The sequence below is a fragment of the Pseudofrankia saprophytica genome, from assembly GCF_000235425.2.
In the GTDB taxonomy this organism is placed as follows: Bacteria; Actinomycetota; Actinomycetes; order Frankiales; family Frankiaceae; genus Pseudofrankia; species Pseudofrankia saprophytica.
This window is the reverse complement of record NZ_KI912266.1, coordinates 7,543,684-7,569,269: the sequence shown is the minus strand read 5'-3', so window position 1 is coordinate 7,569,269 and position 25,586 is coordinate 7,543,684. Positions and strand designations below refer to the sequence as shown.

Here is a 25,586-nt window from a genome sequence, read left to right as displayed (position 1 = left end):
AGAACGTCCTTCTCAACACCAGAGAGGACTGCTACCATGGCCTCCAGTCCGGGGTACGGAAAGGAACCGCGCGAACATGGCTCACTTCCCGAAGCCAGCTGAGGGCAGCTGGACCCAGCACTATCCCGACCTGAGCACGGCGGATGCCTCGTACGAGGACTCGATCTCGCCCGAGCACTATGAGCTCGAGCGCAAGGCGATCTTCGGCAAGACGTGGCTCAACGTCGGCCGGGTCGAGCAGCTTCCGAAGGTAGGCAGCTACTTCACCAAAGAGATCGACGCCGCTCGCTCCTCGGTGATCATTGTGCGGAACGCGGAAGGCATCCAGGCGTTTCACAACGTCTGTCGCCACCGCGGCAACAAGCTGGTCTGGCAGGACTTTCCGCGTGAGGAGACGTCCGGCACGGCGCGGCAGTTCATCTGCAAGTACCACGCCTGGCGGTACGACCTCGGCGGCGCCTGCACCTTCGTGCAGCAGGAGTCCGAGTTCTTCGACCTCGACAAGGCGAAGTACAGCCTCGCGGATGTGCGCTGCGAGGTCTGGCAGGGCTTCATCTTCATCAACTTCGACAAGGACGGCACCCAGTCCCTCGTCGAGTACCTCGGCCCGCTCGCGGCCGGCCTCGAGGGCTACCCCTGGGGCGAGATGACGTCGGTCTACAAGTACAAGTCCGACATCGGCGCCAACTGGAAGCTGTTCATCGACGCGTTCGCGGAGTTCTACCACGCGCCGGTGCTGCACAACCGCCAGGCGACCGCGGAGGAGTCCCGCAAGCTGCAGCAGTACGGCTACGAGGCCCTGTCCTACCAGATCGAGGGCCCGCACTCGATGGTCTCCAGCTGGGGCGGCATGTCCCCGCCGAAGGACCCGAAGATGGTCAAGCCGATCGAGCGGGAGCTGCGCACCGGCCTGTTCGGCCCGTGGGACAAGCCGTTCGACATCGAGCTGCCGCCGGCGCTCAACCCCGCCCGGCACAAGGCCTGGGGCGTCGACTCGTTCGTGTTCTTCCCGAACTTCATGATCCTCGTCTGGGAGCCGGGCTGGTACCTCACGTACCACTACTGGCCGACCGCGGTGAACCGTCACACCTTCGAGGCGGCGCTGTACTTCGCCCCGCCGAAGAACGCGACGGACCGGCTGCGCCAGGAGCTGGCGGCGGCGACGTTCAAGGAGTACGGCCTGCAGGACGCCAACACCCTCGAGGCGACGCAGAGCATGCTCGAGTCCCGGGCGGTCAGCGAGTTCCCGCTGAACGACCAGGAGGTCCTCCTGCGTCACCTGCACCAGACCGCCCGCGCTTTCTGCGCCGAGTACGTCAAGACCACCCCTGGCGCCAAGCCGTCCCCGGCGCTGGTCTGATCGCCCGGCTGACCGAGGCTGACTGAGAAGGAGCCACCCGTGGCCAAGCTGCCCGCGGACTTCGCGGATCTGGAGCCGTTCACCGACTGGTGCCTCGCCGCCGAGGACGACCGGTTCGCCAAGCGGTACGGCTCGAACATGGACGAGATGCAGACGTTCTACGACGTGGTCTTCCCGCGTATGCAGGACGCGCTTGCCTACCTCGACAAGTTCGACCTGGACGACCTCCCCGAGGACGCCTACAACCTGCTTCTCCTGTACTACTCGCTGTGCACGATCTCGTTCCCGGTCGAGGCGTGGCGCCAGCCGCGCGTGCCGGACGCGGGCGCCGCGCACATCTCGAACGTCCTCGCCCCCGCGGTCTGACCGGTCCCCGGCGGATCAGAAGATCCCTTGGGCGGACGGATCCGGGCTCGCTGCCACCGGCTCCTCGTGGGCCGGCGCGGCCCTGGCCGGTGCCGGCGAAGCCATGTTGACCAGCCCCGTTGACATGGTGACGCCGGCACCGGCCGGTTCTGTTCCACCTCCTCCTGCCCCCCGATGACCATGGCTCCTATCAGCTCGGCTTCGGTCGACGCGGCGACCCGCTTCGCGAAAGACTGGGAACGTCGCCCACACCGGCAGGCGATCTTGATATAGGGGACTCACCTGACATGGCTCGAATCGATCCGCTCCCGCTGAAGCAGTGGCCCAAGGAGATGCGGCAGGTGCTGGCCGCGCTCGAGCCACCGGGCGCGCCCGCGAAGCTGTCCCCCGAGGGCCGTTCCAAGGCCCTGAACACGCTCGGGGTCTACGCGTACCACACGACGCTGGCGCAGGCGTTCTTCACCTTCAACGGCCACATCCTGTCGACGAGCACCCTGACGCCGCGCCAGCGCGAGCTGCTGGTGCTGCGGGTCGCCGCAGACCGCGGGGCGGGCTACGAGTGGCTGCAGCACACCTTCCTCGGGCGGGACGCTGGGCTGTCGGACGAGGAGATCCAGCGGATCGCGCTCGGCCCGGACGCCCCGCTGTGGGACCCGCTGGACGCGGCGCTGCTGCGCGCCGTCGACGAGCTGGTCGGCGTCGGCAAGATCGGCGACGGGACCTGGGCCGTCCTCGCGGACAAGCTCGAGGTCAAGCAGATCCTGGACGTGATCTTCACGGTCGGCGCGTACGAGTCGCTCGCCTACCTGCTGCGTTCCTTCGAGATCGACATCGACGACGACATGCTGGCGGCCGTCGCCCGCCGCCAGTCGACCGAGTCGACCACCGCATAGCCGGGTGCGGGCGCGTGCCCGCGCCGTGACCGGACGGGAGAGACCATGTCCGTCAGCGTCAGCCCGATCAGCCCCCAGGTAGGCGTCGAGATCACGGGCCGTACCGGGCCGGAGCTCGCCACTCCCGAGGTCGCCGCCGAACTGCGCAGGTACCTCGACGAGCACGGCGTCGTCGTCTACCGCGAGGCGCACATCGACGACGCCGACCTGGTGACGCTCTCCCGGATGCTCGGCGAGGTGGTCGTGGCCCCGATGGGTGGCGAGAAGGACCACCCGGAGGTCTCGGCGATCACCCTCGACCCGGCGCAGAGCACGCTCGCGGCCTACCGGGCGGGCACGTTCTTCTGGCACATCGACGGCGCGAACGACCTGGTCCCGCAGAAGGCCACGCTGCTGACCGCGCTCGAGGTCGCCACCGAGGGCGGCGACACCGAGTTCGCCAACCTCTATGCCGCCTACGAGGCGCTGTCGGACGAGGACAAGGCCCGGTTCGCCGAGCTACGGGTGGTGCACAGCTTCGCGGCGACGCAGCGGCTGGCCAACCCGGACGCGTCGCCGAAGGCGCGTGCCGCCTGGGACAAGGTGCGCTCCGGGGAACACCCGCTGGTGTGGACCCGGCGAAGCGGCCGCAAGTCGCTGCTGGTCGGCGCCACCGCCGACCACGTCGTCGGCCTGGCCGAGGACGAAAGCCGCGCCCTGCTCGACCGGCTGCTCGACTGGGCGACCCAGCCCGACTTCTCGCTGCGCCACCACTGGCACCGCGGCGACCTGGTGATCTGGGACAACACGGGAATCCTGCACCGTGCCCAGCCCTACACGGCCGCCTCCCGCCGCCTGATGCACCGCACCACCCTCGTCGGCGAGGAAGCCGTGGCCTAGGCGCTGGGCGCTTGCCTGGAGCCCGGCGCGGCAGCCACCGACGCAGCCGCCATCGACTGATCGACTGAAGGGAAACCACGCGCAGATGACCGCGGCACCGAGCGACAGCCTGGGCGGCAAGGTCGCCATCGTCACCGGCGGCGGATCGGGCATCGGGCGCGGCTGCGCGCTGCGCCTAGCCGCCGACGGCGCGAAGGTCGGCGTCTTCGACCTGGACCCGGGCAACGCCAAGGCGGTTGCCGACGAGATCGCCGCCGCGGGCGGTGAGGCGCACCCGGTCACCGTCGACGTCACCAGCCGCGAGCAGATCGACGCCGGCGTCGCGGAGATCAAGTCGCTGTACGGCCCCGCCACGATCCTGGTGACGTCGGCCGGCCGCGAGGGCTTCCGCCGGTTCCTCGACATCACCGCCGAGCAGTGGCAGGCCCTGATCGACGTCAACCTGACCGGGACGTTCCATTCCTGCCAGGCCGTCGTCCCCGACATGATCGCGGCGCACTGGGGCCGGATCGTGACGATCTCGTCATCGAGCGCCCAGGGCGGCCAGCAGCTCATGACGCACTACTCGGCGTCCAAGGGCGGCGTCATCACCTTCACCAAGTCGCTGGCCCTGGAACTCGGCGAGTTCGGCATCACCGTGAACACGATCCCGCCCGGCTTCATCATCACCCCGATGACCGAGCGCAACGCCGCCAAGGGCCGCCTCGGTCCGGAAGGCCTAGACGGGGTCATCGCCCGCACCCCGGTGCGCCGCGGCGGCCAGTCCGAGGACATCGCCGCCGCCTGCGCCTTCCTCTGCCGCGACGAGGCCAGCTACGTCACCGGCCAGATCATCGGCGTCAACGGCGGCCGCAACACCACCTCCGCCGTCTTCTAACGCCCCGCCAGCGGATGTTCGCCGTCGCTGTTACCAGTCGCTGATCCCAGTCGCTGGCTCCAGCGGAATCAAGATCAGTCAGACGGTGCACGTCGCCGACGACGTGCACCGTCTGACCGACTCTTCGAAAGATCGTTCCGAACGGTGAACATCGTCGGACATGGCACTGGTCCGGCGCGCCGCCCGGCGCGCCGCCCGGGGCACCGTCAGCCTGGCTCGACGGCGGGAGCGTCCAGGCGGGTCGGCGGAGTGCGGCTGGCAAGCATCGCGAGAGCGGAGGCTATGACCACCAGGACCGTGTAGCCGAAGGTGATGTGCACGAGGCTCACGTGACCGGCAAGCCGGCTGGTGATCAGGCCGGGAACGGCCGCTCCGCAGTACGAGATCAGAAAGATGGTCGCCAGGACACCCGCACGGTCGTCCGCATCGGTCCTGGCCAGCACGCCGCGCATACCGCCCGCGGAGGCGATGCCCTGCCCGATGCCCGCGGCGAAGCTCGCCACCAGGAAGGGCACGATCGTCCCGCTGCGCACGGCGAGCGCGACGACGAGGGCACAGGTCGCGAACAGCCCGAGCCCGAGGCAGACCGAAGGTGCCGGCCGCAGCCGGCCCGTCAACACCCCGCCGATCGGGGAGAGCACCGACAGCGACGCGAAGACCAATGCCACGACCAAGGTGTTCTCGGTGCCGAGCCGGTCCGCGGTCAGGCTGGGCGCGAACGCCTGGAAGAAGCCTCCCAGCGACCAGGTCGCGACCGCGACCGTGCCGGCGACGAACAGCGGCCTTCCGGCACCGGCTGGCACGCGGACCTGTGGCCGCAGCGTTCGCAGCGCCACCGAGGGGTCGCGTCGTTCGACGCTCTCCGGACAGGCCAGCAGCAGCGCGACGCCCACGGCGAGGGCGCAGACCACGATGCTGTAGGTCAGCACCCGGGGCGCCGGCCCGTATTCGACGATCGCGCCCGACAGCAGGGCCCCGAGGGGGACCGCCAACGGCGGAACGATGCTGGTGATCAGCGCCGCCAGCCAGCGAGGCGCCTCGGGCGCGGTGTCGATGACGTAGGAGCCAAGCGCGCTCGACGCGACCCCACAGGCGATCCCCTGCAGCGCCCGGCCGACGACCAGCACCGGCAGCGCCGCGGCGTGCATGAGCACCAGTCCGCCGGCGATCGAGCTCAGCAGGGCGGCAACGCCGACCGGGAGACGGCCGAGATGGTTGGACAGCCGACCGAGCAGCAGGAGCGAGAGCGCCGTCATCGTGAAGTAGACGACGGTCGTGAGCGCCAAGCCCGAGTTCGTGATGCCGTCCTCGAGCCGATAGGTGCTGTACAGCGGGATCGGCGTACCCGACGCGAGGAACGTCAGGATCAACGTCGCCGAGCCCACGACGAACGCGACCCTGCGAGAAAGGCGACGTCGTCCATACAAGGGTTCGGCAGGCATGGAACCCATCTGAACAGCCCAAACACCCCACAGGCCCCGCCCACCGCCCGACCTAACACCCGTAGGGAATGCCGACGGCCGCGTACTACCGGGCCAGACCGGCTTCCCGGGCGCGGACGATCGCCTGTGCCCGGTCGGCGACCTGCAGCTTGCTGAACACGTTGGACACGTTGTTGCGCACCGTCTTCGGCGACAGGAACAGCCGCTCGGCGATCTGCCCGTTGGACAGCCCGGCCGCGACCAGTCGCAGTACTTCCCGCTCCCGGGCTGTCAGCTGCCCGAAAGGCTCCGATGCTGCCTGGGCCGCGGTGGCCAGCGTGGTGAAGTAGGCGGTGACCCGGGCCGCCAGCGCCGGCCCGAAGATGACCTCCCCGCTCGCGACCGCGGCGATGGCACGGAGGATCTCGTGCTGGTTGGCGCCCTTGAGAAGGTATCCACGGGCGCCGGCCAACATCGCCGCGAAGACGCTCTCGTCGCCGTCGTGCATCGTCAGGGCGAGCACGCCGGTTCCCGGCAGCGCGGTGAGAATCTGGCGGGTGGCCTCGATGCCGTCCAGCTCGGGCATCTGCAGGTCCATGACGACCACGTCGGGTCGCAGTTCGTGGGCGAGCGCGACCGCCTCCTTGCCGTCGGCCGCCACGGCGACCACGTCGACCTTGCCTGTGGAGTCGAGCAGCATGCGCAGGCCGTCGCGGTAGACGGGGTGATCGTCGGCGAGAAGCACTCGCACCGCGGCGCCTCCGCCCCCATCCTCGCCCCCGGCCCCGGCCCCGGCCCCGGGCTCGGGCTTCGGCTGGGTACTCATGCCGCCATCACATCATCGGCGGCGCAGGGCAGTACCGCGCGGACCAGCGTCCCGCCGTCAACGCCGTCGGCGACCGTGCAGCTGCCGCCCAGCTCCTCGGCGCGTTCGCGCATCGCGACGAGCCCGACGCCGACCAGACCATCGGCCCCGACGCCCCGGCCGTCGTCAGTGATCTCTACGGTCAGGCCTGGCCGCAGCGCCGACAGGTGGATCGCGCATCGGTGGGCCCGCGCGTGCCGGGCCACGTTGGCGAGGGCCTCGCCCACGATCCGGTAGGCCGAGACCTCGACGGCGGCGGGTAGTTCCGACAGGTCGCCGTCCACCGTGACGGTGACGGCGAACGCGCCGGCGAACCGGGCGGCCTGCTGGCGCACCGCGCCTTCGAGGCCCAGCTGGTCGAGCGCCGGCGGCCGTAGGCCGTGCACGAGCCGGCGCACGTCGGCGAGCACCGCGTCGAGCTCGTCGCTGACCTGGCCGAGGATGGCGTCGGCCCTGGCGGGGTCGTGGGTGCCGATGTCGTGGGTGCCGATGTTGCGGGCGGCCTGGATCTTCAGCGACGCGCCGGCCAGCGCCGGGCCGAGCCCGTCATGCAGGTCGCGGCGCAGCCTGCGGCGCTCTTCGGCCACCCCGGTGACGAGGTGTTCCCGGCTGCGCTGCAGCTCCTCGGTGAGCGCCGTCGCCCGCGCGGCGGCCGCCGCCTGCCGCACCATGTCGGCGAGCAGCCGCTGATCGTTTTCTGACAGCCTGGTCGCGCGCCGGACGACCAGCGCGAGCCGGCCGATCGACGCCCCGCGGTACGTGAAGGGCAGCACGATGACGTCGGAACGCGCGTCGCCGTGCTCGGCGACGACGGTGTGCCCGTCGGCGCGGTCCAGCTCGACTCGCACGTACGGGGAGCGGAACGCCATCGACACCGCCCGCGCCACGGCGAGCAGCTGCTCGTCGGGGCCGCTGGTCTCCTCGAGGCGCCGCGCGAGCGCCGACACCACGTCGTACGGGTCACCACGCCCGCGCAGTAGCCGGGTGACGAGGCGCTGGATCCGCAGGCGCATCGGGCCGTAGAGAACCGCGACCACGCCGGCCGCGGCGGCCGATGCCACCGGCTGGTCGACGAACGCGCGAGCGCCTACGAAGACCGCGACGTCCAGCGCGATGACCGTCGCCGCGACCGCGCCGTACAGCAGGGTCCAGCCGAGTACGGCGTCGACGTCGTACAGGCGGGAGCGGGTGATCGCGACGGTGACGGCCGCCGCGACGACCATCACCGACAACGCGAAGACGCCGTCGTTGACCCAGCCCTCGGTCACGAGCGCGACGAGCAGCAGGAGGAGACTGAGCCCGCCGCCGAGCAGCAGCCAGCGCAGTTGCGCACGCCGCTGCGGATCGCAGTGGCGGAACCGCCAGCCGAACGCCGCGAGCGGGACCAGCAGGCTGAGCCCGAGGCACCCGCCGACCACCGGCTGGGCGAAATCCCAGTAGCGCGCAGGCAGCGCGGGTGTGGTCGGGTCGAGGTCGATGCCGGCGAGGCCCGGAGCACGCGGCTCGCCGCCAGACATGACCTCCCATGGCACGGTGAGGAGCACCAGCACGGTGAGGCAGGTGCTGACCATGGACAGCGCGGCTGGCAGGCGCCATCGCTTCGACGGTAGCCGGCCGTCGGGGAAGAACAGCAGGATCAGCGGCACGACCAGGTTCGTCATCGGCCCGAACCGGGCGCCGACGTACACCGCGGGCGCGGTGAACGGCAGTCCGCCGGAGTGCCGCAGGACGGAGAGCCCCGCGTACGCGGCGGTGAACCCGTCGACGCAGGCGACCAGCCCGCCGACGGCGAGGATCCAGGTCATCGGGTGGCGGGGCAGTCGCGCGGCGAGTAACGCGGCGGCGATGGCGAGCGCGAGCCCCGGCAGCGTCGCGCCCCACGCGGCGAACGCGAGCGGACCGGGGCGGTGCGCGTCGGGTTCCAGCGCCTCACACCAGAAGCCGCCGACGGTCGCGAGCGCGCACACGGCGGACAGGGCGAACACCGCGGCGGCCAGCCGGCGGTCGTGAGTGTGTGGCACCCGCACAGCGTGCCAACCGCGCCGTCCCGCTGTCCCGGGACCGGTGTCCCGCACCCGGCCGGGACAGCGGGCGGGACCGATCTGGACGGTGCTCCCTGGCATCCCGGGACGGCGGGCCGCGACCGTCGACCCCATGAGCATTCACCTCGAACCAAGCCACCTCCAGCCGGCGCCGGCGCCGGCGCCGTCCGCGCCGTCCGCGCCGTCCTCGCCCCTCCCGCCGCCCACCGGGCGCACCAGACCCGCCGGGATCGCGCTGGCCGCCGGGGCCGTCGCGTGGGCGGTGGGCACCGTGATCGCCGGTGACCAGATGGACAAGACCATCAACACCTGGGAGAACCTCGGCGGCCTGATGTTCCAGCTCGGCCTGGTGAGCCTGATGCTGGTGCTGCTGTCGACCGGCGCGACCGGCACCCGCCGGGGCCGCGCGTTCCCGGTCGTCGAGCTGGTGCTGCTCGTGCCCGCGATCGTGTGGACCCTGGGAGCGTTCACATACCGCCACCCGGCCAACGAGCCGACCTGGCTCCAGGTCGTGGACGTGTGCTGGCCACTGTCGATGCTCGGCATGATCTTCGTTGGCGCCGCGGTCGCGAAGGCGGACCGGTGGACCGGCTCCCTGCGTTGGCATCTGCTCGTCGCGAGCCTCTGGCTGATCGTCATGATCCCGATCAAGAACATCGCCGGCATCGTTCCGTACACGTTTGCCAGCGCTGGTTGGCTGGTCGCGACGTACGGCACCCTGGGCCTCCGCCTGGCCCGGCGCCCCCACGCCTGAGCTGGACTCGCATCGACGGTCGCTGTCTGTGCCGCGGGGCCAGGCGGGCAGGAGGGTGAAGCGGACGGGTTCGGACAGGACCGTGGTGGCGGCGGGGAGGTCCGACATGCGGCTGGCAAGGGTGGCTTCGGCCAGACGGGGCGGGAGGGCGGTGCTGAACTTCAGGCCAGCCAGCGCCTCCTCGGTGACGAGGGGGAGGCAGAGACGGGCGGCAGCGTCGGTGGTGGCCGCTCGCCACATGTCGGGGGTGAGGTCCGTGCGTAGCCGCAGGTAGGCGGCGGTGGGGGCCTGGTTGGGGTCCGCGAGGTCGCTGAGGGTGGCGGCGGGGTGCGGTTGGCGCGTTCGCCGGCCCAGGTCCACCAGCGGACGTCGGTAAGGTCCTCAGTGCGGACGATCATTGTTCCGGCGGGGTGGACGACGTCGAGATGGGTCTCACGGACTGCCGCGAGGTGCTCGGTCGCGCGACGGGTCAGTGAGACCGGGGGGTCAGCGCCGAGTAGTACCTCGCGCATCGCCCTGGTCAGCGGAAACGAGCAGGCGCCGACGGTGGACGTGAGCCAGCGGGCGCGGCCGCCGCTGTCGGCGGGTTCGACGAAGCAGCGGCGGCGTTTCCAGTCGATGTGGGTGACGCGCCAGCTGCGGCCGGCGAGCAGCAGCAGGCGCGGGCCCTCGACCGGGTCGGTGAGCAGGACCGGGTCGGCGGTCAGCTCGGAGAAGTGCCGATGGCCGAACTTCCGCTCGGCTTCCGGGCCGACGAAGAGCATGCCGCCGTCGGAGTCGAGGTAGCCCATCCGGACGAGGTGGCGCACGATCGGCTCGGCGGATCGGTCGAACGGGGCGAGGCCGTTCCATTCCTCGGCCCAGAGCCGGTCGCCGACGCGGTTCTCCTGCAGGCAGTAGGCGAGCACCTGCTGGGCGACGATGTGGCGCGGCTCCGGGCGGGGGGGGGGGGGGGGAACCGGCTCGACCCAGCCGCGGCCCCAGAGCAGCAGCAGGCCGGCGGCCTGCATGAGCGCGGGCTCGGACAGCGCGAGGAACAGGCAGTTGCGGACGGTGTCGGCGCGCCGCCCGGTGCGGCCGGGACGCTGCAGGAACGAGGCGACGGTCGCCGGGGCGTTGATCTGGACGACACGGTCGAGGTCGCCGACGTCGATGCCGAGTTCCAGCGTGCTCGTCGAGACGATGACGCAGTCGCGCGCCTGGGCGAAGGCATCCTCGGACCGGCGCCGCTCGTCGACCGACAACGACGCATGCGAGAGGAACGTCGTCACGCCGAGGGAGCGCAGCGCCTGGCCGAGCTCCTCGACGGTCTTCTTCGAATCGCAGAAGACCAGCCGCTTCTCGCCCTGGTGCAGCAAGGCGAGCACCTTCGCCGCGTTCGCGACCGACCCGACGTAGTCCAGCTCGATCTCGCCCGGCGGCGACGCGGGTGGCGGAGCCAGCGAATAGATCATGGGGTGGGCGCTGTCGACCACGGCCGCCCCCGCGTCCTGCGCGGACAGACCGGCGGTGACGCCCTTGACCGCGGGCCCAGTCGGCTGCCTAAACTATTGTCTGCGGCATCCGGAAGTCCAGCGATGGGTCGCTGACGTCGTGACGGGTAAGGTGATCGACATTCTCGCTGTCGACGCTATGAAGACGCTTCCTGTTGTTATTCCACCACTGCGAACCCAACGTGAGATCGTTGCCGCTTTCGCCGCTTTCGACGAATAGATCGCTACACACCGGGAAATTGTTCGAGTCACCACTGCTCTGCGCGACACCGTGGCTCCTGCCCTACTCAACGGAACATTCCCGGCGATGATGTCCACCTGGCCGACAAAATTCCCAACTAGGCTGACGCCGACGAGCGCAGCGGGTAAAGGGCCATGCGGTGAGCTTGTGCTGGCACTTCGTCAGCACCGTGGCTTATGCCCGGCAGTCTTCGGACATAGCGTGGTCAAGGGCTCTGCGGGATTGTGGCGCAGGTGCGCCTCGACCACGAGCGGTCAACGGACCGTTTTGTTCCCCAGACCGGGTGGGTCGCCCGCAGCTTGCCCGCGAGCTAGTCGAGAAGGGTAGCCTCGGCGTCCGGGTACTCGGAAACCCGCGGCGTCCAAGGACCAGTCGTCGAGCTTCCGAAGTTTCTGACCGTACCTCCGGGCGCGTAGAGCAGGTGTATCAGCCGCGGACCCGGTGTTCGATATCGCCACGGTTAGGGGCATGTCCAGTGCGCCAAACGGCGTGAGCGGCGTGCAGCTTAGCGGTGAGTTTGTCCAGCAGGGCGGCCTCGGCGGCGGGTGTCTCCGAGCCGGCGGCGATGAGTTTGGTGTAGCGGACGGTGTCGACGATGGCGGACTTCACGCGTTCGTGGGCGAGGTAGGTGGCGAGGTCTCGGGTCCACTCGACGGCTGCCTCCGGGGGGAGGGCGTTTCGCCAGGCCGCTCTGGCGAGCTCTTCCTCGTCAGGCTGGTAGGCCATCTTGTGGAGGTGGACGGCCAGGTCGTAGACCGGGTCGCCCCAGAGAGCCAGCTCCCAGTCGAGGAAGTACGTCGCCCCACCCTTCACGATCAGGTTCTTGCGGTGGATGTCGGTATGGAGCAGGCGGAACGGCCTGGGGGAGAGGGTTTTCCAGCGGTCGAGGATGGGTTCGAGGGGGTCGGCCGGGAAGCGGAGAGCTTTGAAGAGGTCGCCGAACTCGTCGGAGAAGGCGGCGTGCACGTTTGCGGTGATGGTGGAGAGGCGCTGGGCGAACGCGGTGGTGTCGCCGTCGGTGGGCCAGCCGGCGGGGAGCGGTGGGAGCTGGTCGAGCGGGACCTGGCCGAGCTGGGCGAACAGGGCGCCGACGTCGGGGATGACATGTTCGGGCACGCGCTTGCCACGGGGTGCGATCACGTCGAGGACGTCGCCATCGACCCATTCGACGATCTGGTAGGCGGGGTCGATGCTGGCGTGGAGAAGTCGTGGCGCCCGAGGGATGGCCGGGTGGAGGGCGCTCACGACCGCGGCCTCTGGCCAGATCGTGAGGTCCATGGTGTCGGCCCCCGGGATCGGGATGCGCACCACGACGCGCCCGGTCGGTGTCTCGATGCGGACGTTGTGGTTGTAGAAGCCGGCGCTCCGGTCGGTGCAGGCCAACGCCAGCCGATACAGCTCGTCCGGCTCGTTCGTGGCCGCGCGTGGCGCGACCGGCATCGTCTCGTCGACGGCTGCGGCAGTCGCTGGGACATTCTCGGCCGTGGAACCAGTCGAGCTCGATGTCGGCGGATCGGAACTCGTCATCAGGCGGCCCCGCCGAAGCCGAGCAGGTCGCGGGTGAGCACGTCGATGCGACCTTTCATGGCGTCGAGAGAGTCGAATGGCTGGATGGCGCTTTCGGCGCGCTGGCAGGCGTCCGTCACGTACTCGTCCTCGATTCCAAGCTCTCGCAGCGCGGCTCCGGCGCACAACACCAGCGTCGGATACACCTCCGCGGCCTCCAGCTCGCTCACCGCCCAGCGCGCCGACTCCCGGGCGAGGCCGACCTCGCCGCGTCGTGCCTCCAACGCCCCTCGGTACAACCTTGCCCGAGCAAGCCCCGATCGATAGCTTGCCCGGGTCAACGCCTCGACCGCCGCGTCGAACGCCGCCTCGGCCCGATCGAGGTTGCCAAGCCGCAGCTCGGCAACGGCGATCGCCGTGTGGCACTTACCCAACTCGTGCTGCGCGCCGATCTCGGTCTGGACCTCGATGGCCGCCCGTGCCTCGGGGATCGCGGCCGGCGCGTCGACGAACGCGAGCAACTCGGCCCGGTTGGTCCTGATGTTCGCGTTCCCGAGGTAGGACCGGGCCGCCTGGTAGTAGGCCGCCGCCTCGTCGAGAAGACGGTCCGATGCCGGGAAGTCGAAGGCGAACCGATACGCCAGGTGACGCAGCCGGGCCACGTCACCGCGACACTCCGGATGCCGTCGCTCGGCGATCGCATCCAGCGCGGTCGCGAACCGTTCCGCCTCGACGAACCGCCCCTGGCACATGTGCAGGTCAGCAGCCCACAGGCCGGCGCCCATCCGAGCGGTGTCGTCCTGGCCGGCCCACACTCGGTTGTAGATCGTCAGAGCGGCCGTCGTCTGGCCCGCGATGCGGCGTGCCTGGCCGGCGGCGACGGCGAGCCGTGCCCCGACAGACTGGCTGACATCCCAGTTCTCGTCCGGGGTCAGCTCCAGTGCCTGGGTGGCCTCGCCGCGGCGAAGCAGCGTCTCGACGTCCATCACCCGCGCGGTCTCGGTCAGATCCGACGTTGCTCGGACTGGGTTCTCCCGCAGAAACTCGCGCAGGTCGGTCAGCACGCCACCAGCGGCGCCGTCAGCCCCGCCGCGCACCGCCACCTCGACCAGGTCGAGCAGCTCGACTCCGGTGATCTCCCCGACGTGCAGCGCATGGAAAACCAGTTCCCGGAACGCGACCGGGTCCGCCAGCATTCGCCCGCCCAGGCTCCGGGACCTCTCCTGATCGGTGATGCCACCTTCTGCGGGGTCCTCGAAGGCACGCTGCTCCCAGGCATCGCGCAGCAGCCGGTGGAGTTCCAGGCGAGCCGGCGCGGACAGTCGGTCGCGCAGGGCGCCCGCCATGAGCTGGTGGAACCGGAGCTGGTCGCCGGCCGGGTAGACGAACGAGTAGGACGAGATCGACTCCCAGGCCGTCACATGTCCGGGAAGCCGCAGCGCCGCCGTCAACGTCTGGAAAATCTCCTGATCGAAGATCCTTGCGACGCCGAGGACCTCCAGCGTCCGCACCTCGTCGGCCGCTACATGCTGCAGGAAGCGTTGCAGGATCTCCCGTTGCGTCGCCGTCCGGGCCCGCATCGGACCCGTACCCTCGGCGTTTGTGCTGCCGTCGCCCGTGTCGATAGCGAGGTGCAGGTAGAACGGCAGCCCCGCACTCGCTCTCGCGAGCCGCCTCCGTTCACCCTCCTCGGCCACCCCAGAGGCGCCGAGCAACGTCAGTCGCGCCTCCATCGGCAGCTCGTCGACCGGGCAGGCTCGGACCAGTCCATGCCAGTCGGCGTCGTAGGCATCCCAGCGCAGCGGCTCTCGGCCGGCGATGACGACCAGGCCGCAGTCGAGCTGGGCGACCAGATCGCGTAGCCAGACATCTGCGAGCTGCGTCCGTCCCGAGCGAGTCGGAGCGGGCACCAGCGCCTCGTAGGTGTCGATCGTCAGCACATAGGGGCGGCTGGCAGACGCGTCGCGCAGGTCCTCGGCGAACAGGAAGGTGACGGCGTCGGCGACCTCGGCGTTCGGCAGGTCGTCGAGCGACGACAAGGTCTCGTCGTGACTGATCCGATGGCGACGACGCGCATCCGAGGTCACCCGCTCCGCGGCCTTCAAGAGTCCGAGCGCGGTGCCGAACACGGGTATACCGGCGACCGAATCGATGATCTCGGTGAGCACGCCGCTCTCCTCGACGAACGGCAGCGTCTCCCGGCTGATCCGCAGGTGCGGGTGAATGCGCTGCCACAGCACCGCGTAGGCGATGTCGAACCGATCGAACCGCACCCCCTGTTTGCCGAACTCGGCGCGCAGAACGGCGAGGGCGTCCTCCTGCTGCCGCATCGCCGGCACCTGGAGATCGAACGCCGCGGTCCGCCAGCCCTCCGGGGCCTGGACCCGCAGCTCCCGAAGCAACCGCGACTTCCCGATCCCGCCGACGCCGGTCATGTTCAGCACCCGGGGCGTGGACTCGCCAGCGGCCATCGCCGCCCGGACCCGTTCGATCTCGTTCGTGAACGCGTCCAGCAACGGTTCCCGGTCCACAAACTCCCGTTGCAACGCCGCCACCCGGCGAAACCGCGGCGCGATCGCCATCCACGACCTCCGGTGAAGCAGCCATCAATGTGTAGCTACCAATCGTCACCGTAACTCGACGATCGCCCTGCGCATCCAACCACGCCCATCCCGCCTCGGCTGACTGAACCACGCAATCCGACACCTTCCCGTCGACAAGCTGACGGACCCGTCAGTGGTGTAGCCATCAGGTATCTGGCGTGGAACTGATGAGCACGCCCTGTCGGCGCGTGCCGGCCCCGGCTGGTTGTTGACTCCTTCGACGCCTTTCGGCCGGAGCCACCGAGGGTTTGCTGAGGCCTGCGCGTAGCCCCCGCCGCACCTGTTGCAGCTGACGGCCCTGAACCGACGGACGCCTCATCGGCAGCGTTCCGCCAACGGGTCGTGACAAGACTCATCGGATGACGTTCGAGCTGAGCGTTGCTCCTACGTGCAGGTATCGCATTGGCCGCTCAGCGGGAGCTGCGTGTGGCAGGTGGGGCAGAGCGCAGGCGCCGGGGCTTGCTGGCGGATCTGTCGTTCGCGCCGGGCTGCGAGCTGCGGCGTGAGGGCGGGTCGGCCGCCATCCGGTGGCAGCGCGGCGCCAAAATGCAGGTGGCAGGCGAGGCGTTCCTCGGCGGCATGCTCGTCGAGGTCGTCGGGTCGGTAGCCGCGGTTGGTCTCGACCGCGCCGCCGTAGCCGTCGCCCACCGTGCCGTCCTGATGGACGCACAGCGCGGACAGCAGGGGTTCATGTCTGGACTGGCACTCGTCGGCAACGCGGCCGAGCACGCCTCCGATCCAGTGCATCATCAGCATCCTGGTCCGGATGCCCGACGACCGTTGGACCTCTTCGGCCAGTTCCGCGTAGGTGATCACGGCGTGATATCGGCGAGCCACCGAGATGAGCACCTCCCGCCCGGCGTCCGCCCATGCCGCGCGCGCGGCGTCGAAATCGACGCTCGCCCCGTCGCCCTCGCGGTAGGTACCGCTCACCATGCGCCCTGCACTTTCTCGTCCACCGTTGGTCGGTTCCGGCCCAGGTGACGGCCCGTCGTCTGTCTTGTCGTCGTGTAGCGGCCGGGAGGCACGGCGCTCTCGCAGGCGTTCGCGCAGAGGTGTCGCCGGCCGGCCATCCAGGTTGAGCGGCGGGTCGAGCACGGCCAGAACGGTGGCTTCCAACTGGCCGAGTTCGTCGACGTCGGCGACGGGAACGGTGATGACGCGTAGGTGCTGTTCGATCCAGGTGTCGAGCTGGGGGTCGTCATCGTCGGTCAGGTTGAGCGCGCCGCCCAGGGCCGCGGCCAGAGAGCGCCGGAAGGTGGAGAACCGGGCTCGTCCACCCAGGTGCATTCCGGAGATCCTGGTCCACAGTGTGCTGGTGGACCTGCGCCCACTGGGCCAGCGCCGAGCACCTGCCTGGCCGGCGTAGATCAGACCGGCGGCGACGCGCTCACCGAGGCCGGCAGTCAGATCGCGCGCGCCCGGACCGTCGACCCACCAGGTGTAGAGCCCTGGCTTGTCCAGCGCCTGCCGGTCACTGGCGAGGAACTCGGTGGGGGTGCGTGACCTCCGCTGCTCTGTGAGCTCGGCCGTCAGCGCGGCGACCTCGGTGCGTGGCAGCCGGTCATCGGCGGCTTCGAGATGTTCGTCGGGTGGCGGGGTGATTCCATACCAGGCCAGTTGTTCGCCAAGGCGAAGGTGACCCAGCGGGGCCGAGAGCCGTGCGCCCAGTTCCTCGAGCGGGCTACGGAGCGGATCGAGATAGACGGCGCCCGCATGGACCTCGATCATCAGGCCGCGCAGGTCTCCCAGCAGGGAGGCGAGCTGCATGCCGACAAACTGGCCCCAGGCTCGACGATAGCCAGCCGGTTGGTCCGGTAGGTAGACATCGTAGGGGCCGATCACGTCGTCAGGCGCGAGCAGGCCATACTTCGCGCTGAGCACGTACCAGGGCAGCCCGCTGCCCTCCGCATAGGCACGCCTACCGGCGAACAGCGGGCTCACGAACAGATCCGCCGCCCGGTCCGCCCGGGCTTGCTTGGTCTTCACACAGCCAATCAGCACCAGATCGGCGGCTATCCTGCCGGACGGCGACGGCGACGGCGACGGCGGCTCGGCAGAGTCAGGTGACAGTTCTGGCACCAGATCGCCCGTGGCCTTCGCATAGAGGCCATGGTCCGTCCGGCGCAACAGCGGCGCGCGACGGCTGAACTGACTCGTCGCACGGTTCGGCGCGTTCTCGACGGCGCCCTGGATGTGCACTCCGAGCGTGCGCTCGTTCACCTCGGGATGGTGCTCGCGGAACCAACGGACGATGTCACCGCGCCTGATCGGTTCATCAAGGTCACGAATGCAGGTCTCCAGCAGTGACCACACCGTCATGCGTGGATTCTCCACCTCGGGCCATATCTGGTTCTCCGTGGCCCGTTGGAAGTCGTGTCCAACCGCTGGCGGCCGCCGCCGACCGCGCGTCACGCCACGCCACCGTCCTGGGCAGGGACCATACGACGGTTACGGGCGCTGCCCGGCGCGCGATCCGCGTGCGCTGGAGGTGAGCGAAGACAGGGTCATTTCAGGATGCCACGGGCGACGAAGGGTGGCGATCAAGTGCCGACAGAGTGGCATCCAACGCCGCCCGCGCCGCGTCGACGGGCGGTCCGGGATGCCGGTAACCGATCACCTCCGGCGTGAGCGGGCCGTCGTAACCGACTGACCTCAGGGCCCCGAAGAAAGCCTGAAAATCGATCACCCCGCGGCCCGGCAGAAGCCGTTGGTCATCACGGACGTCCGCCGGACGAAGGCTCGCGGCGTCCGCGACCTCGACGCACAGTATGTCGCCGCCGGCCGCCAGTATTTCCGCCGTTCCGGCGCCGGCGTGATACCAGTGCCAGGAGTCGAGCAGCAGCCCGACGTTCTCGCCACAGGAACGAGCGAAGGACAGCGTGTCCTCCATTCTCCACAGAAACTCGTGAGGACGGGCACGCCGCAGGTGCAGAGGGCTGTGGAACTCGAGCGCCAACCTGATACCCGCCTCCTCCAGCACGCGGGCGCAGAGGACGAGCCGCCCGCGGATGATGGGCAGCGCCAGATGCATGGGCAGATCGGAGGACGGCGGGACCGATCGGCACATGACACGGACACCGATCCGCGCGGCGAACCCCGCCAGCGCGGGAAGCGCGGCGAGATCTTCGGCGAAGGTCCGGTCGTCGGCCCTGAACTCGACGGGGAAACGGGCGCCACCCGCCGCCATTCCCGCTTCCGCGAGCAGGTCGCGGGTTCTGGGCGCGCCGTCGCGGTAGGCATCCCGCAACGGGACCTCGACCGCCGTGAATCCTGCCTCCCCGGCCAGGTTGACCATCTCCGGCCAGGCGACCGGCTGACCTCCGGAAAGAGACGGGTGAAAAGAAATCAACACATCGTTTCCTGTTGTCCTGGCTGTTCGCGGATCATACCCGTAGAGGCTCGACGCCTGTCGATGATGTCCTCACGTGAAGACAGGTCCGAAGAACCTCACGGAGGCTGTGTACCTCTGGAAGCAGTCCGCGGTCGCTGGGGGCTTCTACTGGCTGGACGGGCCGAACAGCACCGGGACCGCTGTCAGCCGCCACACCGAACCGTCGCGGGCGGAACGCTCGGCGAAGACGACCCAGCCTCGTTCGGAGGGCCTCGGGCTGAAGGAGACGCTACCCTCAAAGGGCCGCGAGACGTCGCCGCCACCCGTCACGAACCCCTCGCCGAGGCGTTTGACCGCCGCCTCGGGACCGCCCAGGACCTGCACGGCCACCGTGCCCTCGAAGGCCAGCGCGCGGCCACGGACCCGCAGCGGCGAGACGACCGTCGCGGCTCGAGCCGGCTCGTCGACCACGATCGTCGCCGTGGCCGCGCCCGTCACCGACCACGAGGCGGTGCCTCGGCGCAGCGACACCGTCGTCACCGCGGCCTTCACCGGAGCGCCGTTCTCACTCCGTGGGTAAACGTCCACCTCGGCGTTGTCCGCGCCCACCACGCGGAACGCAGTGCCGGCCGGGTCGGTCATGCCCGCGACATCGGCCAGGAACTGGCGGGCGGCGTAAACGCCCGCGACCGCGTTCGTGCCCTCGACCCGCGGCGTCACCAACTGCAGCCACGAGTAGAAAGCCACAGCGTCGTTGTCGAACGAGTAGATGGTCGAGCGGACAGTCGAGAACTGGCGGAGCGTGGCATTCAGTTCGGCCAGCAGAGCGGCCGAACCGTAGCTGGAACTCGCATTGGGAATGATCTGGCGGAGGTCGGCGAAGTCCGCGTAGGCGACCCCGTTCTCGACGGTCAGCCGGTGCAGCGTCCCGGCCGTCCGCGCGGAGAAGAACGAGGTGTACCCGGCGGCGCGTTCCGCCTCGGTCGGCCCGGCCAGCAGCTGGCCGAGGGCCGCCGTCGCCGGCATGGCGGTGCGGGGGACGGTCCTGGTCACTGCCTCGACTTGGTCGGCGTCGGCCGAACCGCGGTGGAAATAGACCCGGACGGTCGTCGTCGTCGCGGTGGTGGAGGTCGGCGTCGGTTCGCCGCCGAGTGTGCTCGACGGCCCCGGCGTGACGCTGGTGGTGGCATGGTCGGTCGGCGACGAGGTTCCGCCGCCGTCCCTGACCGCGAACAGCCAGACGGCCCCGGTCACCAGCGCGGCGGCCAGCACGACCGCGAGGGAAACCACGGCCCAGCGTCTTCTCGTGAGAACGAACATCGCCGCCTCCAGGTGGAACCGCTGCCGGCATCACCCTCATGTCACCGTTCTTATGTCACCGCTTTCCGGAATCCGCGACAACGGGCAAGAAGGGGCTCGTTCACCGGAAACTCGGCACACCCTGTCGCGACCTTCGACCCGGAGTGGATCCGGCCGTCTCCGCACCAGCGCTCCCGAAGCGTTCGACGTGTCCGAGGCGGAACTCGCCCGCGAGGTCGTCGCAGCCGAGCGCGAACGACCGTTCGCCGAGCCGGTCTCCGAATCGGCGGCTGACGAGGCCGCAAGGGCCGCAAGCTGAACCGACCGGATTGGCCGCGGGGCGCCGTCGATATCTCCGTCCCGAAGGCCGCTATCGGCGGACGGTGAGTGTTTCGATGCTGAACCGAAGAAGTGCGGATTCGAACTCGGTTGGGTTGTCGATGCCGGGCTGGTAGGGGGCCATGCGGTCGTGGATGCCGTCGAACCAGGAACGTAGGAGGACGGCGCCGTCCTGGTCGAGGCGGCCGATGCTGATCGCGTGGTTGAGGAGGACTTCGAGCTCGGCGCGGAGGAGATCGGGTTTGGGACGGTCGTGGGATTGAGCGGGACCGCGATCCCTCAGGCGGCGGCACGGGACAAAGCGCGCTATTGCTGGGTGATGGTGATGGTGAGGATCTGAGGCTTGCTGGCGGGCGCGCCGTCGGCGGCGCCGCCTTCGACACCGGGCTGGGTGATCCTGTCGAGGACGTCCAGGCCCTGGGTTATCTGGCCGAAGACGGTGTAGCCGCCGGCCAGGGCCTGGGCGCCTGCCTGGGATGGGTCGGCGTAGTTGATGAAGAACTGGCTGCCATTGGTGCCCGCTCCGGCGTTGGCCATGGCGATCACGCCGCGGCCGTAGGTGACGCCAGTGGTGTTCTCGTTCTTGTACGTGAACCCGGGCGAACCGGTGCCCGTGGCGGTCGGGTCACCGCACTGAAGGACGTAGATCCCGGCGTCGGGGCCGTGGGTCTCGCGGTGGCAGGTGGTGTCGTCGAAGTACTTCTGCTGAGCCAGGAAGAGGAGCGCATGCACGGTGCACGGTGCCTTTTCCGGGTCCAGCGCGAAGACCATCACGCCATAGTTGGTGCTGATCGTCATGGTCGCCGGCTTGGTGCTGACCGTCGCGGCGGACGGCGGCAGCGCCCCACCACGGCTGATCTGGGAACCGGAGGCAGAGGTCTCTCTGGTGTAGACGCAGTCGCCAACAGAGCTGGTTGACGCGTTGTCGGTCGAACCCGTGGGAGCCGAACCCGTGGGAACGGTGCCGGCGGGAGCGCCTGCAGAGGGGCTCTGGCTCTGCTCGGCGGTTTCGACCGCGTTGTGTACCTCCCGAGTCACCTGGGTGACGACTATGACCATGACCGTGATCACGGAGGCCAGGACGACCACCGCCGCGCCCACGATCGCGGCGATGACGCCACGCCGGCGCCGGCGTCGGCCCGGGCCACCGGCCGGGGGCCACGGCGGCGCCCCAGGCGGTCCGACTCCCGGCCGCGGCGGGCCGTACCCCGGCGGCGGATAACCCGGCTGGGCGTAGCCCGGAGGCGGATAGCCGGGCTGGGTATGGTCCGGCGGTGAATATCCCGGCGGTGAATATCCCGGCGGTGGATATCCCGGCGGTGGGTAACCCGCCTGGGATTGGCCGTCAGGAATGGGGCCGGGCGTGGGTGCCGGCTGCCCGGGTGCCGGCTGCCCGGGTCCTGGCTGCCCGGGTCCTGGCTGTGCGGGTCCCGGCTCGGAACTTGTGGGCTCTCCCGACCAGTGCGCCATGGAATCCCGCCCCCGCACGTCCGTTGCCCCAGAACCCGCCGGTCATGCTACCGCCGGTCCGCGTGGCGTCCGTCGCTCCCAGGCTGGATCTGACGCTGACTGATCGCGATTCGAGCGAGCGGCGACGAATGCTGCGAGGCTGGTCGCGATCTCTGCGACTGCCCTCGGCTGTACGTACCAACCGCGGCCGTGGGCCTGACTCACGACGGGAACGGCCCCGCGTGAGCCGAGCCGTCGCGGTCCGCCGAAGGAGGGCGCGATGACCGACACGAACGCGCATGTCCCGGTCCCATTGACCCCGGCCCCATCGACCCCGTCGCTGGCGGATCCGGATCCGGACACGATTCGGCTGGGCTATGCCCAGCACGGCTCGGATAAGGCGGCCCGCGCCGCCGACCTGGCGCGTCGCTACCCGGTCCATGCGGCCGCGACCCGGTTATATGGAGAGGCGTTCCACCGGGACCCTCATGCCGTCTACCGGCAGCTGCGAGCCAAGCACGGCCCGGTCGCCCCGGTGCTGCTGGATGACGACGTCCCGGCCTGGCTGGTGATCGGTTACCGGGAACTGCACTACGTCGCGGGCCAGTCTGACCTTTTCGGCAAGGACTCCCGGACCTGGAATGCCTGGGACCTGGCGCCGCCGCACTGGCCGCTGCGCCCCCCGTCGCCTGGACCGACACAGTGCTCTCGACGGACGGTGCCGAGCACGAGCGGCATTCCGCCGCGGTCGACGAGGCGCTGGGTGCTGTCGACCTGTTCGAGCTGACGCGGCGTTGTGAGCGGATCGCCGACGGCTTGATCGACGCCTTTGCGGGTGACGGTAAGGCCGAGCTGATAGGCCAGTACGCCGCGCGGATCCCGATGGCGGTGGGGGCGGCCCTGCTGGCGCTTTCGCCGGCGGATACAGCGGCATTCCTGGCCGACGTGACCGCCATGCTCATGCAGCCAGGCGAGGCGCGCGCGGCGGAGACGCGGCTGCGCGCCATGGTGCGCCCGTACACGACCGCGCGCCGGGCGAACCCGGGAGTGGACACGCTGTCCGGGCTCGCGGCCCATCCGACCGCGCTCACCGACGACGAGGTGTTCGAGGATCTGATCATGCTGCTCCTGATGAGCCAGGCCAAGACGACCGCCTGGATCGGGAACACGTTGCGGCTGATGCTCACCGATCCTCGGCTCGCGGTGCCGGTCGCCGGTGGGCGGCGCTCCGTCGCGCACGCCCTGGCCGAGGTGCTCTGGGAGGACCCGCCGTTCTCCAACGCGTTCGGCCGCTGGGCGACCCGTCCCGTCCACCTGGGCGGACAGCACATCCGGCGCGGCGATCTGCTGGTGCTGTCCGTCGCGGCGGCGAACGCCGATCCGCAGGTCCGCCCGGACCAGACGGTCAGACCCGGTGACAGTCAGGCGCACCTTGCGTTCGGCAGCGGGCCGCACCGCTGCCCCTACCCGTCCCAGGACGTGGCCGAGACCGTCGCGCGTACCGCGGTCACGGTGCTGCTCGACCGGATCCCCGACCTCACCCTCGCCGTGCCGGCCGACGCACTGGTCTGGCAGCCCACCGTGGTCGTACGCAGCCTGACAGCCCTACCCGTCGCCTTCACGCCTGCCTGACGGCTTGACGGCTGCCTGACGGCTTGACGGCTGCCTGACGGACGTGGCCCTGGAACCTGACGGACATGGCTCTGGAAGTCAGGCGCCGGGCCGCCGGGGCGTCGTATCGTCGCAACCTGATCTAGCAACAGCCGGTGGGAGTAGGTGGACCGTGAAGATCGAGGCCGGGCAGGTCGCGGTGGTGACCGGGGGCGCGAGCGGGATCGGGTACGCGCTCGCGGAGGCGTTCGCCACCCGTGGGCTTTCCGTCGTGCTCGCCGACGTGCGTCCCGAACCGCTGGACCGCGCCGCCGCGACCCTGGCCGACACCCACGCGAAGGCGCTCGCCGCGGCCGGTGCCGGCGTCGCCACGGTCGTCACCGACGTACGCGACCCCGACGCCGTCGAGGCGCTCGCCGCCGCCACCCTCGAACGGTTCGGCCGGGTCGACGTCGTCTGCAACAACGCCGGCGTGGTCGGCAAGCAGGCGCCGATGTGGGAGCAGGCGCCGCAGACGTGGCGATGGCTCATCGACGTCCTGCTGCTCGGCGTCGCCAACGGGGTGCGGTCCTTCGCCCCGACCCTGATCGCCCAGGGCCGCGGCCACTTCCTCAACACCGCGTCCGCCGCCGGGCTGATGCGGGTGCCCAGCCTCGGCCCGTACAGCGCGGTCAAGCACTCCGTCGTCGGCCTCACCGAGACCCTCGACGCGGAGCTGCGCGCGGCGGCGCCCGAGGTCGGCGCGAGCGCCCTCTGCCCCGGCCTCGTGGACACCCCGCTCGTCGCGACGTCGGCGGCGATCCGTCCCGACGGAGCCGAGACCTCCGAACCGGTCACCCCGGTCACCCCGAGCGCCACGGGCTCCCGGCAGCCCATCCCGGGCGAGGTGCTCACCGCCGCGCAGGTCGCCGAGATCGCGATCGCCGGCATCGAGGCCAATCGGGTGCGGATCCTCACCCACGCCGACAGCTTCCGGCCGGCACGTGCCCGGCTCGCCGCTGTGCTCGCCGACGTGGACCAGGCGGCCGCCTCCCATGCCGCCGGTTGAGACGCCGGCAGGCGCGGCAAAGCCGAGACTGGAGATCGAGTACTGCACGCGGTGCCGGTGGCTGCCGCGGGCGGCCTGGCTCGCGCAGGAGCTGCTCTCGACGTTCGAGACCGACCTTGGCGCCGTGGCGCTCGTTCCCGGCACCGGCGGAGTGTTCGTCGTCCGGGTTGACGGCACCGTGGTCTGGGACCGGCGTGAGCAGGGTTTCCCCGAGCCGACCGCCGTGAAGCGCGCCGTTCGAGACCTTGTCGCGCCAGGACGCAGCTTGGGCCACTCAGACGCCTAAGGCCTTCTGCCTGGGCTAATGCCGACGGTAACGGCTGTTTGATCTTTGTTCCGTCAGCGGGTACTGTCCCATCCGACAGTGCTGGACCCATCAGTCCTTAGCGGGCAGAGGGAGGCGGAAATGACCCACGCCTTGTCGGTGGCCGAGTCGGTCGTGGACGATTCGGAGGTGGGCGCGGATCTGTACCCGCGCAGAGTCGGAGTTGTGCCGAGGGGGCAGCGCATGGCTGACGCCATCATCGGCGTCCCGGTCGAGGTGCGGGACGTGCTCGCTCGGGCCGCGGAGGCCGAGGGCATGTCGCTGCGCACCTATCTCACCAGGCTCGCCAACTCTCTCCTTACGCCGGACGAGCGCGCCGCCCGGTCGAGCGAGGCCCGCGCCATCCTCAAGGCGTGGAACGGTTATGACCCGACCGACGAGGAACTGACCGAGCACCAGGCGGACCTCGACCGGCGCATCGCGCAGGCGCAGGCGAGCCGGTGATGGAGCAGCACCATGTCGTCTTTGACGACTCGGCGATGCTTGCTGCTGGGCGCGGCAACATCGTCGCGTCCACGTTGATTCATAACGCGCACAACCTCCCGGGCTGGCACCTCTACGCTCCGACCTGCGCGCTGGTGGAGGCGGACAGGGTCCGGCGCGGCGTTGCAGAGCACATCGCGTCTCTACGCGACATCGTCGTCCTCGATCTGACCCTGTCGGCCGCGCTCGCCGTCGCGCGCGACACCAGCTGGGCAACGGCGCACACCCGCCACGCCGCCGGGCCGAGCCCCGAGCGACCCGTGGGGGCAAAGATCGCCACAGCTGATCCGGCCCGGTGGAAGGATCAGCCGTTCGAGGTCATCGACCTGACGGCAGCCTGACGCCGTCCTGGTGAGAAAACCGCGCAACCCACCGACCGCTGGTGACGGCGCCTCAGC

The 25,586-nt window shown here is 70.0% G+C and carries 22 protein-coding genes; 12 read left to right on the top strand and 10 right to left on the bottom strand.

Going from position 1 to position 25,586, the window contains the following annotated elements; genetic code table 11:
* The first annotated feature begins 76 nt into the window (after window positions 1-76).
* The 5 genes from FRCN3DRAFT_RS0231920 (at window position 77) to FRCN3DRAFT_RS0231900 (ending at window position 4,375) form a co-directional block, all read left to right on the top strand.
* Window positions 77-1,360, top strand: coding sequence for an aromatic ring-hydroxylating oxygenase subunit alpha (locus FRCN3DRAFT_RS0231920; RefSeq protein WP_007508395.1), 1,284 nt, complete (start codon window positions 77-79; stop codon window positions 1,358-1,360).
* Window positions 1,361-1,399: 39 nt separating this feature from the next.
* Window positions 1,400-1,726, top strand: a complete 327-nt coding sequence (locus FRCN3DRAFT_RS0231915) for a hypothetical protein (RefSeq protein ID WP_007508393.1) — start codon at window positions 1,400-1,402, stop codon at window positions 1,724-1,726.
* Window positions 1,727-2,013: 287 nt separating this feature from the next.
* On the top strand, window positions 2,014-2,619 hold the full coding sequence (locus tag FRCN3DRAFT_RS0231910) for a carboxymuconolactone decarboxylase family protein (protein WP_007508391.1): 606 nt from the start codon (window positions 2,014-2,016) through the stop codon (window positions 2,617-2,619).
* A 45-nt stretch (window positions 2,620-2,664) separates the two neighbouring features.
* Window positions 2,665-3,498, top strand: coding sequence for a TauD/TfdA dioxygenase family protein (locus FRCN3DRAFT_RS0231905; RefSeq protein ID WP_007508389.1), 834 nt, complete (start codon window positions 2,665-2,667; stop codon window positions 3,496-3,498).
* Between the two features lie 85 nt (window positions 3,499-3,583).
* The gene (locus FRCN3DRAFT_RS0231900) at window positions 3,584-4,375 is read left to right on the top strand and encodes an SDR family NAD(P)-dependent oxidoreductase (RefSeq protein ID WP_007508387.1); all 792 of its coding nucleotides are present in this window, start codon (window positions 3,584-3,586) and stop codon (window positions 4,373-4,375) included.
* 206 nt (window positions 4,376-4,581) lie between these two features.
* Here FRCN3DRAFT_RS0231900 and FRCN3DRAFT_RS0231895 read toward each other — a convergent pair whose 3' ends face one another.
* The 3 genes from FRCN3DRAFT_RS0231895 to FRCN3DRAFT_RS0231885 form a co-directional block, all read right to left on the bottom strand.
* A complete protein-coding gene (locus tag FRCN3DRAFT_RS0231895) occupies window positions 4,582-5,817 on the bottom strand; it encodes an MFS transporter (protein WP_083401360.1) in 1,236 nt (411 codons plus the stop codon).
* 85 nt (window positions 5,818-5,902) lie between these two features.
* Window positions 5,903-6,622 carry a response regulator transcription factor gene (locus FRCN3DRAFT_RS0231890; protein ID WP_007508384.1) on the bottom strand — a complete coding sequence of 240 codons (720 nt, stop codon included), beginning with the start codon at window positions 6,620-6,622 and terminating at the stop codon, window positions 5,903-5,905.
* A complete protein-coding gene (locus FRCN3DRAFT_RS0231885) occupies window positions 6,619-8,682 on the bottom strand; it encodes a sensor histidine kinase (protein WP_198536057.1) in 2,064 nt (687 codons plus the stop codon). The genes FRCN3DRAFT_RS0231890 and FRCN3DRAFT_RS0231885 overlap by 4 nt, the downstream gene beginning before the upstream one ends.
* A 133-nt stretch (window positions 8,683-8,815) precedes the next feature.
* Here FRCN3DRAFT_RS0231885 and FRCN3DRAFT_RS55500 point away from each other — a divergent pair, with 133 nt between their 5' ends.
* Window positions 8,816-9,457 (top strand): hypothetical protein, encoded by a 642-nt coding sequence (locus FRCN3DRAFT_RS55500; RefSeq protein ID WP_116439376.1) that lies wholly within the window; start codon window positions 8,816-8,818, stop codon window positions 9,455-9,457.
* A gap of 161 nt (window positions 9,458-9,618) precedes the next feature.
* Here FRCN3DRAFT_RS55500 and FRCN3DRAFT_RS47205 read toward each other — a convergent pair whose 3' ends face one another.
* The 7 genes from FRCN3DRAFT_RS47205 to FRCN3DRAFT_RS47185 all read right to left on the bottom strand — a co-directional run bounded on the left by FRCN3DRAFT_RS47205 (window position 9,619) and on the right by FRCN3DRAFT_RS47185 (window position 21,373).
* Window positions 9,619-10,911 (bottom strand): helicase-related protein, encoded by a 1,293-nt coding sequence (locus FRCN3DRAFT_RS47205; protein ID WP_232794216.1) that lies wholly within the window; start codon window positions 10,909-10,911, stop codon window positions 9,619-9,621.
* 706 nt (window positions 10,912-11,617) lie between these two features.
* On the bottom strand, window positions 11,618-12,631 hold the full coding sequence (locus FRCN3DRAFT_RS0231870) for a phosphotransferase family protein (protein ID WP_027141122.1): 1,014 nt from the start codon (window positions 12,629-12,631) through the stop codon (window positions 11,618-11,620).
* An 86-nt stretch (window positions 12,632-12,717) separates the two neighbouring features.
* Window positions 12,718-15,279 (bottom strand): tetratricopeptide repeat protein, encoded by a 2,562-nt coding sequence (locus FRCN3DRAFT_RS0231865; RefSeq protein ID WP_007508373.1) that lies wholly within the window; start codon window positions 15,277-15,279, stop codon window positions 12,718-12,720.
* 405 nt (window positions 15,280-15,684) lie between these two features.
* Entirely contained in the window at window positions 15,685-17,616 is a 1,932-nt protein-coding gene (locus tag FRCN3DRAFT_RS53575; RefSeq protein WP_157845282.1) for a DUF6884 domain-containing protein, read from the bottom strand.
* Between the two features lie 196 nt (window positions 17,617-17,812).
* Entirely contained in the window at window positions 17,813-18,598 is a 786-nt protein-coding gene (locus FRCN3DRAFT_RS47195; protein ID WP_051466428.1) for a sugar phosphate isomerase/epimerase family protein, read from the bottom strand.
* 201 nt (window positions 18,599-18,799) lie between these two features.
* Window positions 18,800-19,954, bottom strand: a complete 1,155-nt coding sequence (locus FRCN3DRAFT_RS50020) for a Gmad2 immunoglobulin-like domain-containing protein (protein ID WP_007508367.1) — start codon at window positions 19,952-19,954, stop codon at window positions 18,800-18,802.
* 624 nt (window positions 19,955-20,578) lie between these two features.
* On the bottom strand, window positions 20,579-21,373 hold the full coding sequence (locus tag FRCN3DRAFT_RS47185) for a peptidylprolyl isomerase (protein WP_007508365.1): 795 nt from the start codon (window positions 21,371-21,373) through the stop codon (window positions 20,579-20,581).
* Between the two features lie 628 nt (window positions 21,374-22,001).
* On the opposite strand from FRCN3DRAFT_RS47185, the gene FRCN3DRAFT_RS56695 reads away from it, so the two are divergent.
* The 6 genes from FRCN3DRAFT_RS56695 to FRCN3DRAFT_RS0231810 all read left to right on the top strand — a co-directional run bounded on the left by FRCN3DRAFT_RS56695 (window position 22,002) and on the right by FRCN3DRAFT_RS0231810 (window position 25,529).
* The gene (locus FRCN3DRAFT_RS56695; RefSeq protein ID WP_007508364.1) at window positions 22,002-22,508 is read left to right on the top strand and encodes a hypothetical protein; all 507 of its coding nucleotides are present in this window, start codon (window positions 22,002-22,004) and stop codon (window positions 22,506-22,508) included.
* On the top strand, window positions 22,424-23,353 hold the full coding sequence (locus FRCN3DRAFT_RS47180; RefSeq protein WP_232794215.1) for a cytochrome P450: 930 nt from the start codon (window positions 22,424-22,426) through the stop codon (window positions 23,351-23,353). The genes FRCN3DRAFT_RS56695 and FRCN3DRAFT_RS47180 overlap by 85 nt, the downstream gene beginning before the upstream one ends.
* Before the next feature lie 151 nt (window positions 23,354-23,504).
* On the top strand, window positions 23,505-24,380 hold the full coding sequence (locus tag FRCN3DRAFT_RS0231825; RefSeq protein ID WP_007508360.1) for an SDR family NAD(P)-dependent oxidoreductase: 876 nt from the start codon (window positions 23,505-23,507) through the stop codon (window positions 24,378-24,380).
* Window positions 24,367-24,666 carry an Rdx family protein gene (locus FRCN3DRAFT_RS0231820; RefSeq protein WP_007508356.1) on the top strand — a complete coding sequence of 100 codons (300 nt, stop codon included), beginning with the start codon at window positions 24,367-24,369 and terminating at the stop codon, window positions 24,664-24,666. Before FRCN3DRAFT_RS0231825 ends, FRCN3DRAFT_RS0231820 begins: the two co-directional genes overlap by 14 nt.
* A 222-nt stretch (window positions 24,667-24,888) precedes the next feature.
* The gene (locus tag FRCN3DRAFT_RS0231815; protein ID WP_027141120.1) at window positions 24,889-25,149 is read left to right on the top strand and encodes a hypothetical protein; all 261 of its coding nucleotides are present in this window, start codon (window positions 24,889-24,891) and stop codon (window positions 25,147-25,149) included.
* Window positions 25,149-25,529, top strand: coding sequence for a PIN domain-containing protein (locus FRCN3DRAFT_RS0231810; protein ID WP_007508352.1), 381 nt, complete (start codon window positions 25,149-25,151; stop codon window positions 25,527-25,529). Before FRCN3DRAFT_RS0231815 ends, FRCN3DRAFT_RS0231810 begins: the two co-directional genes overlap by 1 nt.
* Window positions 25,530-25,586: the final 57 nt, after the last annotated feature.

Bases quoted from the DNA above. Each gene is read 5' to 3' on its own strand.
- FRCN3DRAFT_RS47205 (WP_232794216.1), bottom strand. From the start codon at position 10,911: ATGATCTATTCGCTGGCTCCGCCACCCGCGTCGCCGCCGGGCGAGATC.
- FRCN3DRAFT_RS0231865 (WP_007508373.1), bottom strand. From the start codon at position 15,279: ATGGCGATCGCGCCGCGGTTTCGCCGGGTGGCGGCGTTGCAACGGGAG.
- FRCN3DRAFT_RS0231910 (WP_007508391.1), top strand. From the start codon at position 2,014: ATGGCTCGAATCGATCCGCTCCCGCTGAAGCAGTGGCCCAAGGAGATG.
- FRCN3DRAFT_RS0231900 (WP_007508387.1), top strand. From the start codon at position 3,584: ATGACCGCGGCACCGAGCGACAGCCTGGGCGGCAAGGTCGCCATCGTC.
- FRCN3DRAFT_RS55500 (WP_116439376.1), top strand. From the start codon at position 8,816: ATGAGCATTCACCTCGAACCAAGCCACCTCCAGCCGGCGCCGGCGCCG.
- FRCN3DRAFT_RS0231895 (WP_083401360.1), bottom strand. From the start codon at position 5,817: ATGCCTGCCGAACCCTTGTATGGACGACGTCGCCTTTCTCGCAGGGTC.
- FRCN3DRAFT_RS0231920 (WP_007508395.1), top strand. From the start codon at position 77: ATGGCTCACTTCCCGAAGCCAGCTGAGGGCAGCTGGACCCAGCACTAT.
- FRCN3DRAFT_RS47195 (WP_051466428.1), bottom strand. From the start codon at position 18,598: ATGGTCAACCTGGCCGGGGAGGCAGGATTCACGGCGGTCGAGGTCCCG.
- FRCN3DRAFT_RS0231820 (WP_007508356.1), top strand. From the start codon at position 24,367: ATGCCGCCGGTTGAGACGCCGGCAGGCGCGGCAAAGCCGAGACTGGAG.
- FRCN3DRAFT_RS0231905 (WP_007508389.1), top strand. From the start codon at position 2,665: ATGTCCGTCAGCGTCAGCCCGATCAGCCCCCAGGTAGGCGTCGAGATC.
- FRCN3DRAFT_RS50020 (WP_007508367.1), bottom strand. From the start codon at position 19,954: ATGTTCGTTCTCACGAGAAGACGCTGGGCCGTGGTTTCCCTCGCGGTC.
- FRCN3DRAFT_RS56695 (WP_007508364.1), top strand. From the start codon at position 22,002: ATGACCGACACGAACGCGCATGTCCCGGTCCCATTGACCCCGGCCCCA.
- FRCN3DRAFT_RS0231810 (WP_007508352.1), top strand. From the start codon at position 25,149: ATGGAGCAGCACCATGTCGTCTTTGACGACTCGGCGATGCTTGCTGCT.
- FRCN3DRAFT_RS0231890 (WP_007508384.1), bottom strand. From the start codon at position 6,622: ATGAGTACCCAGCCGAAGCCCGAGCCCGGGGCCGGGGCCGGGGCCGGG.
- FRCN3DRAFT_RS0231815 (WP_027141120.1), top strand. From the start codon at position 24,889: ATGGCTGACGCCATCATCGGCGTCCCGGTCGAGGTGCGGGACGTGCTC.
- FRCN3DRAFT_RS0231870 (WP_027141122.1), bottom strand. From the start codon at position 12,631: ATGCCGGTCGCGCCACGCGCGGCCACGAACGAGCCGGACGAGCTGTAT.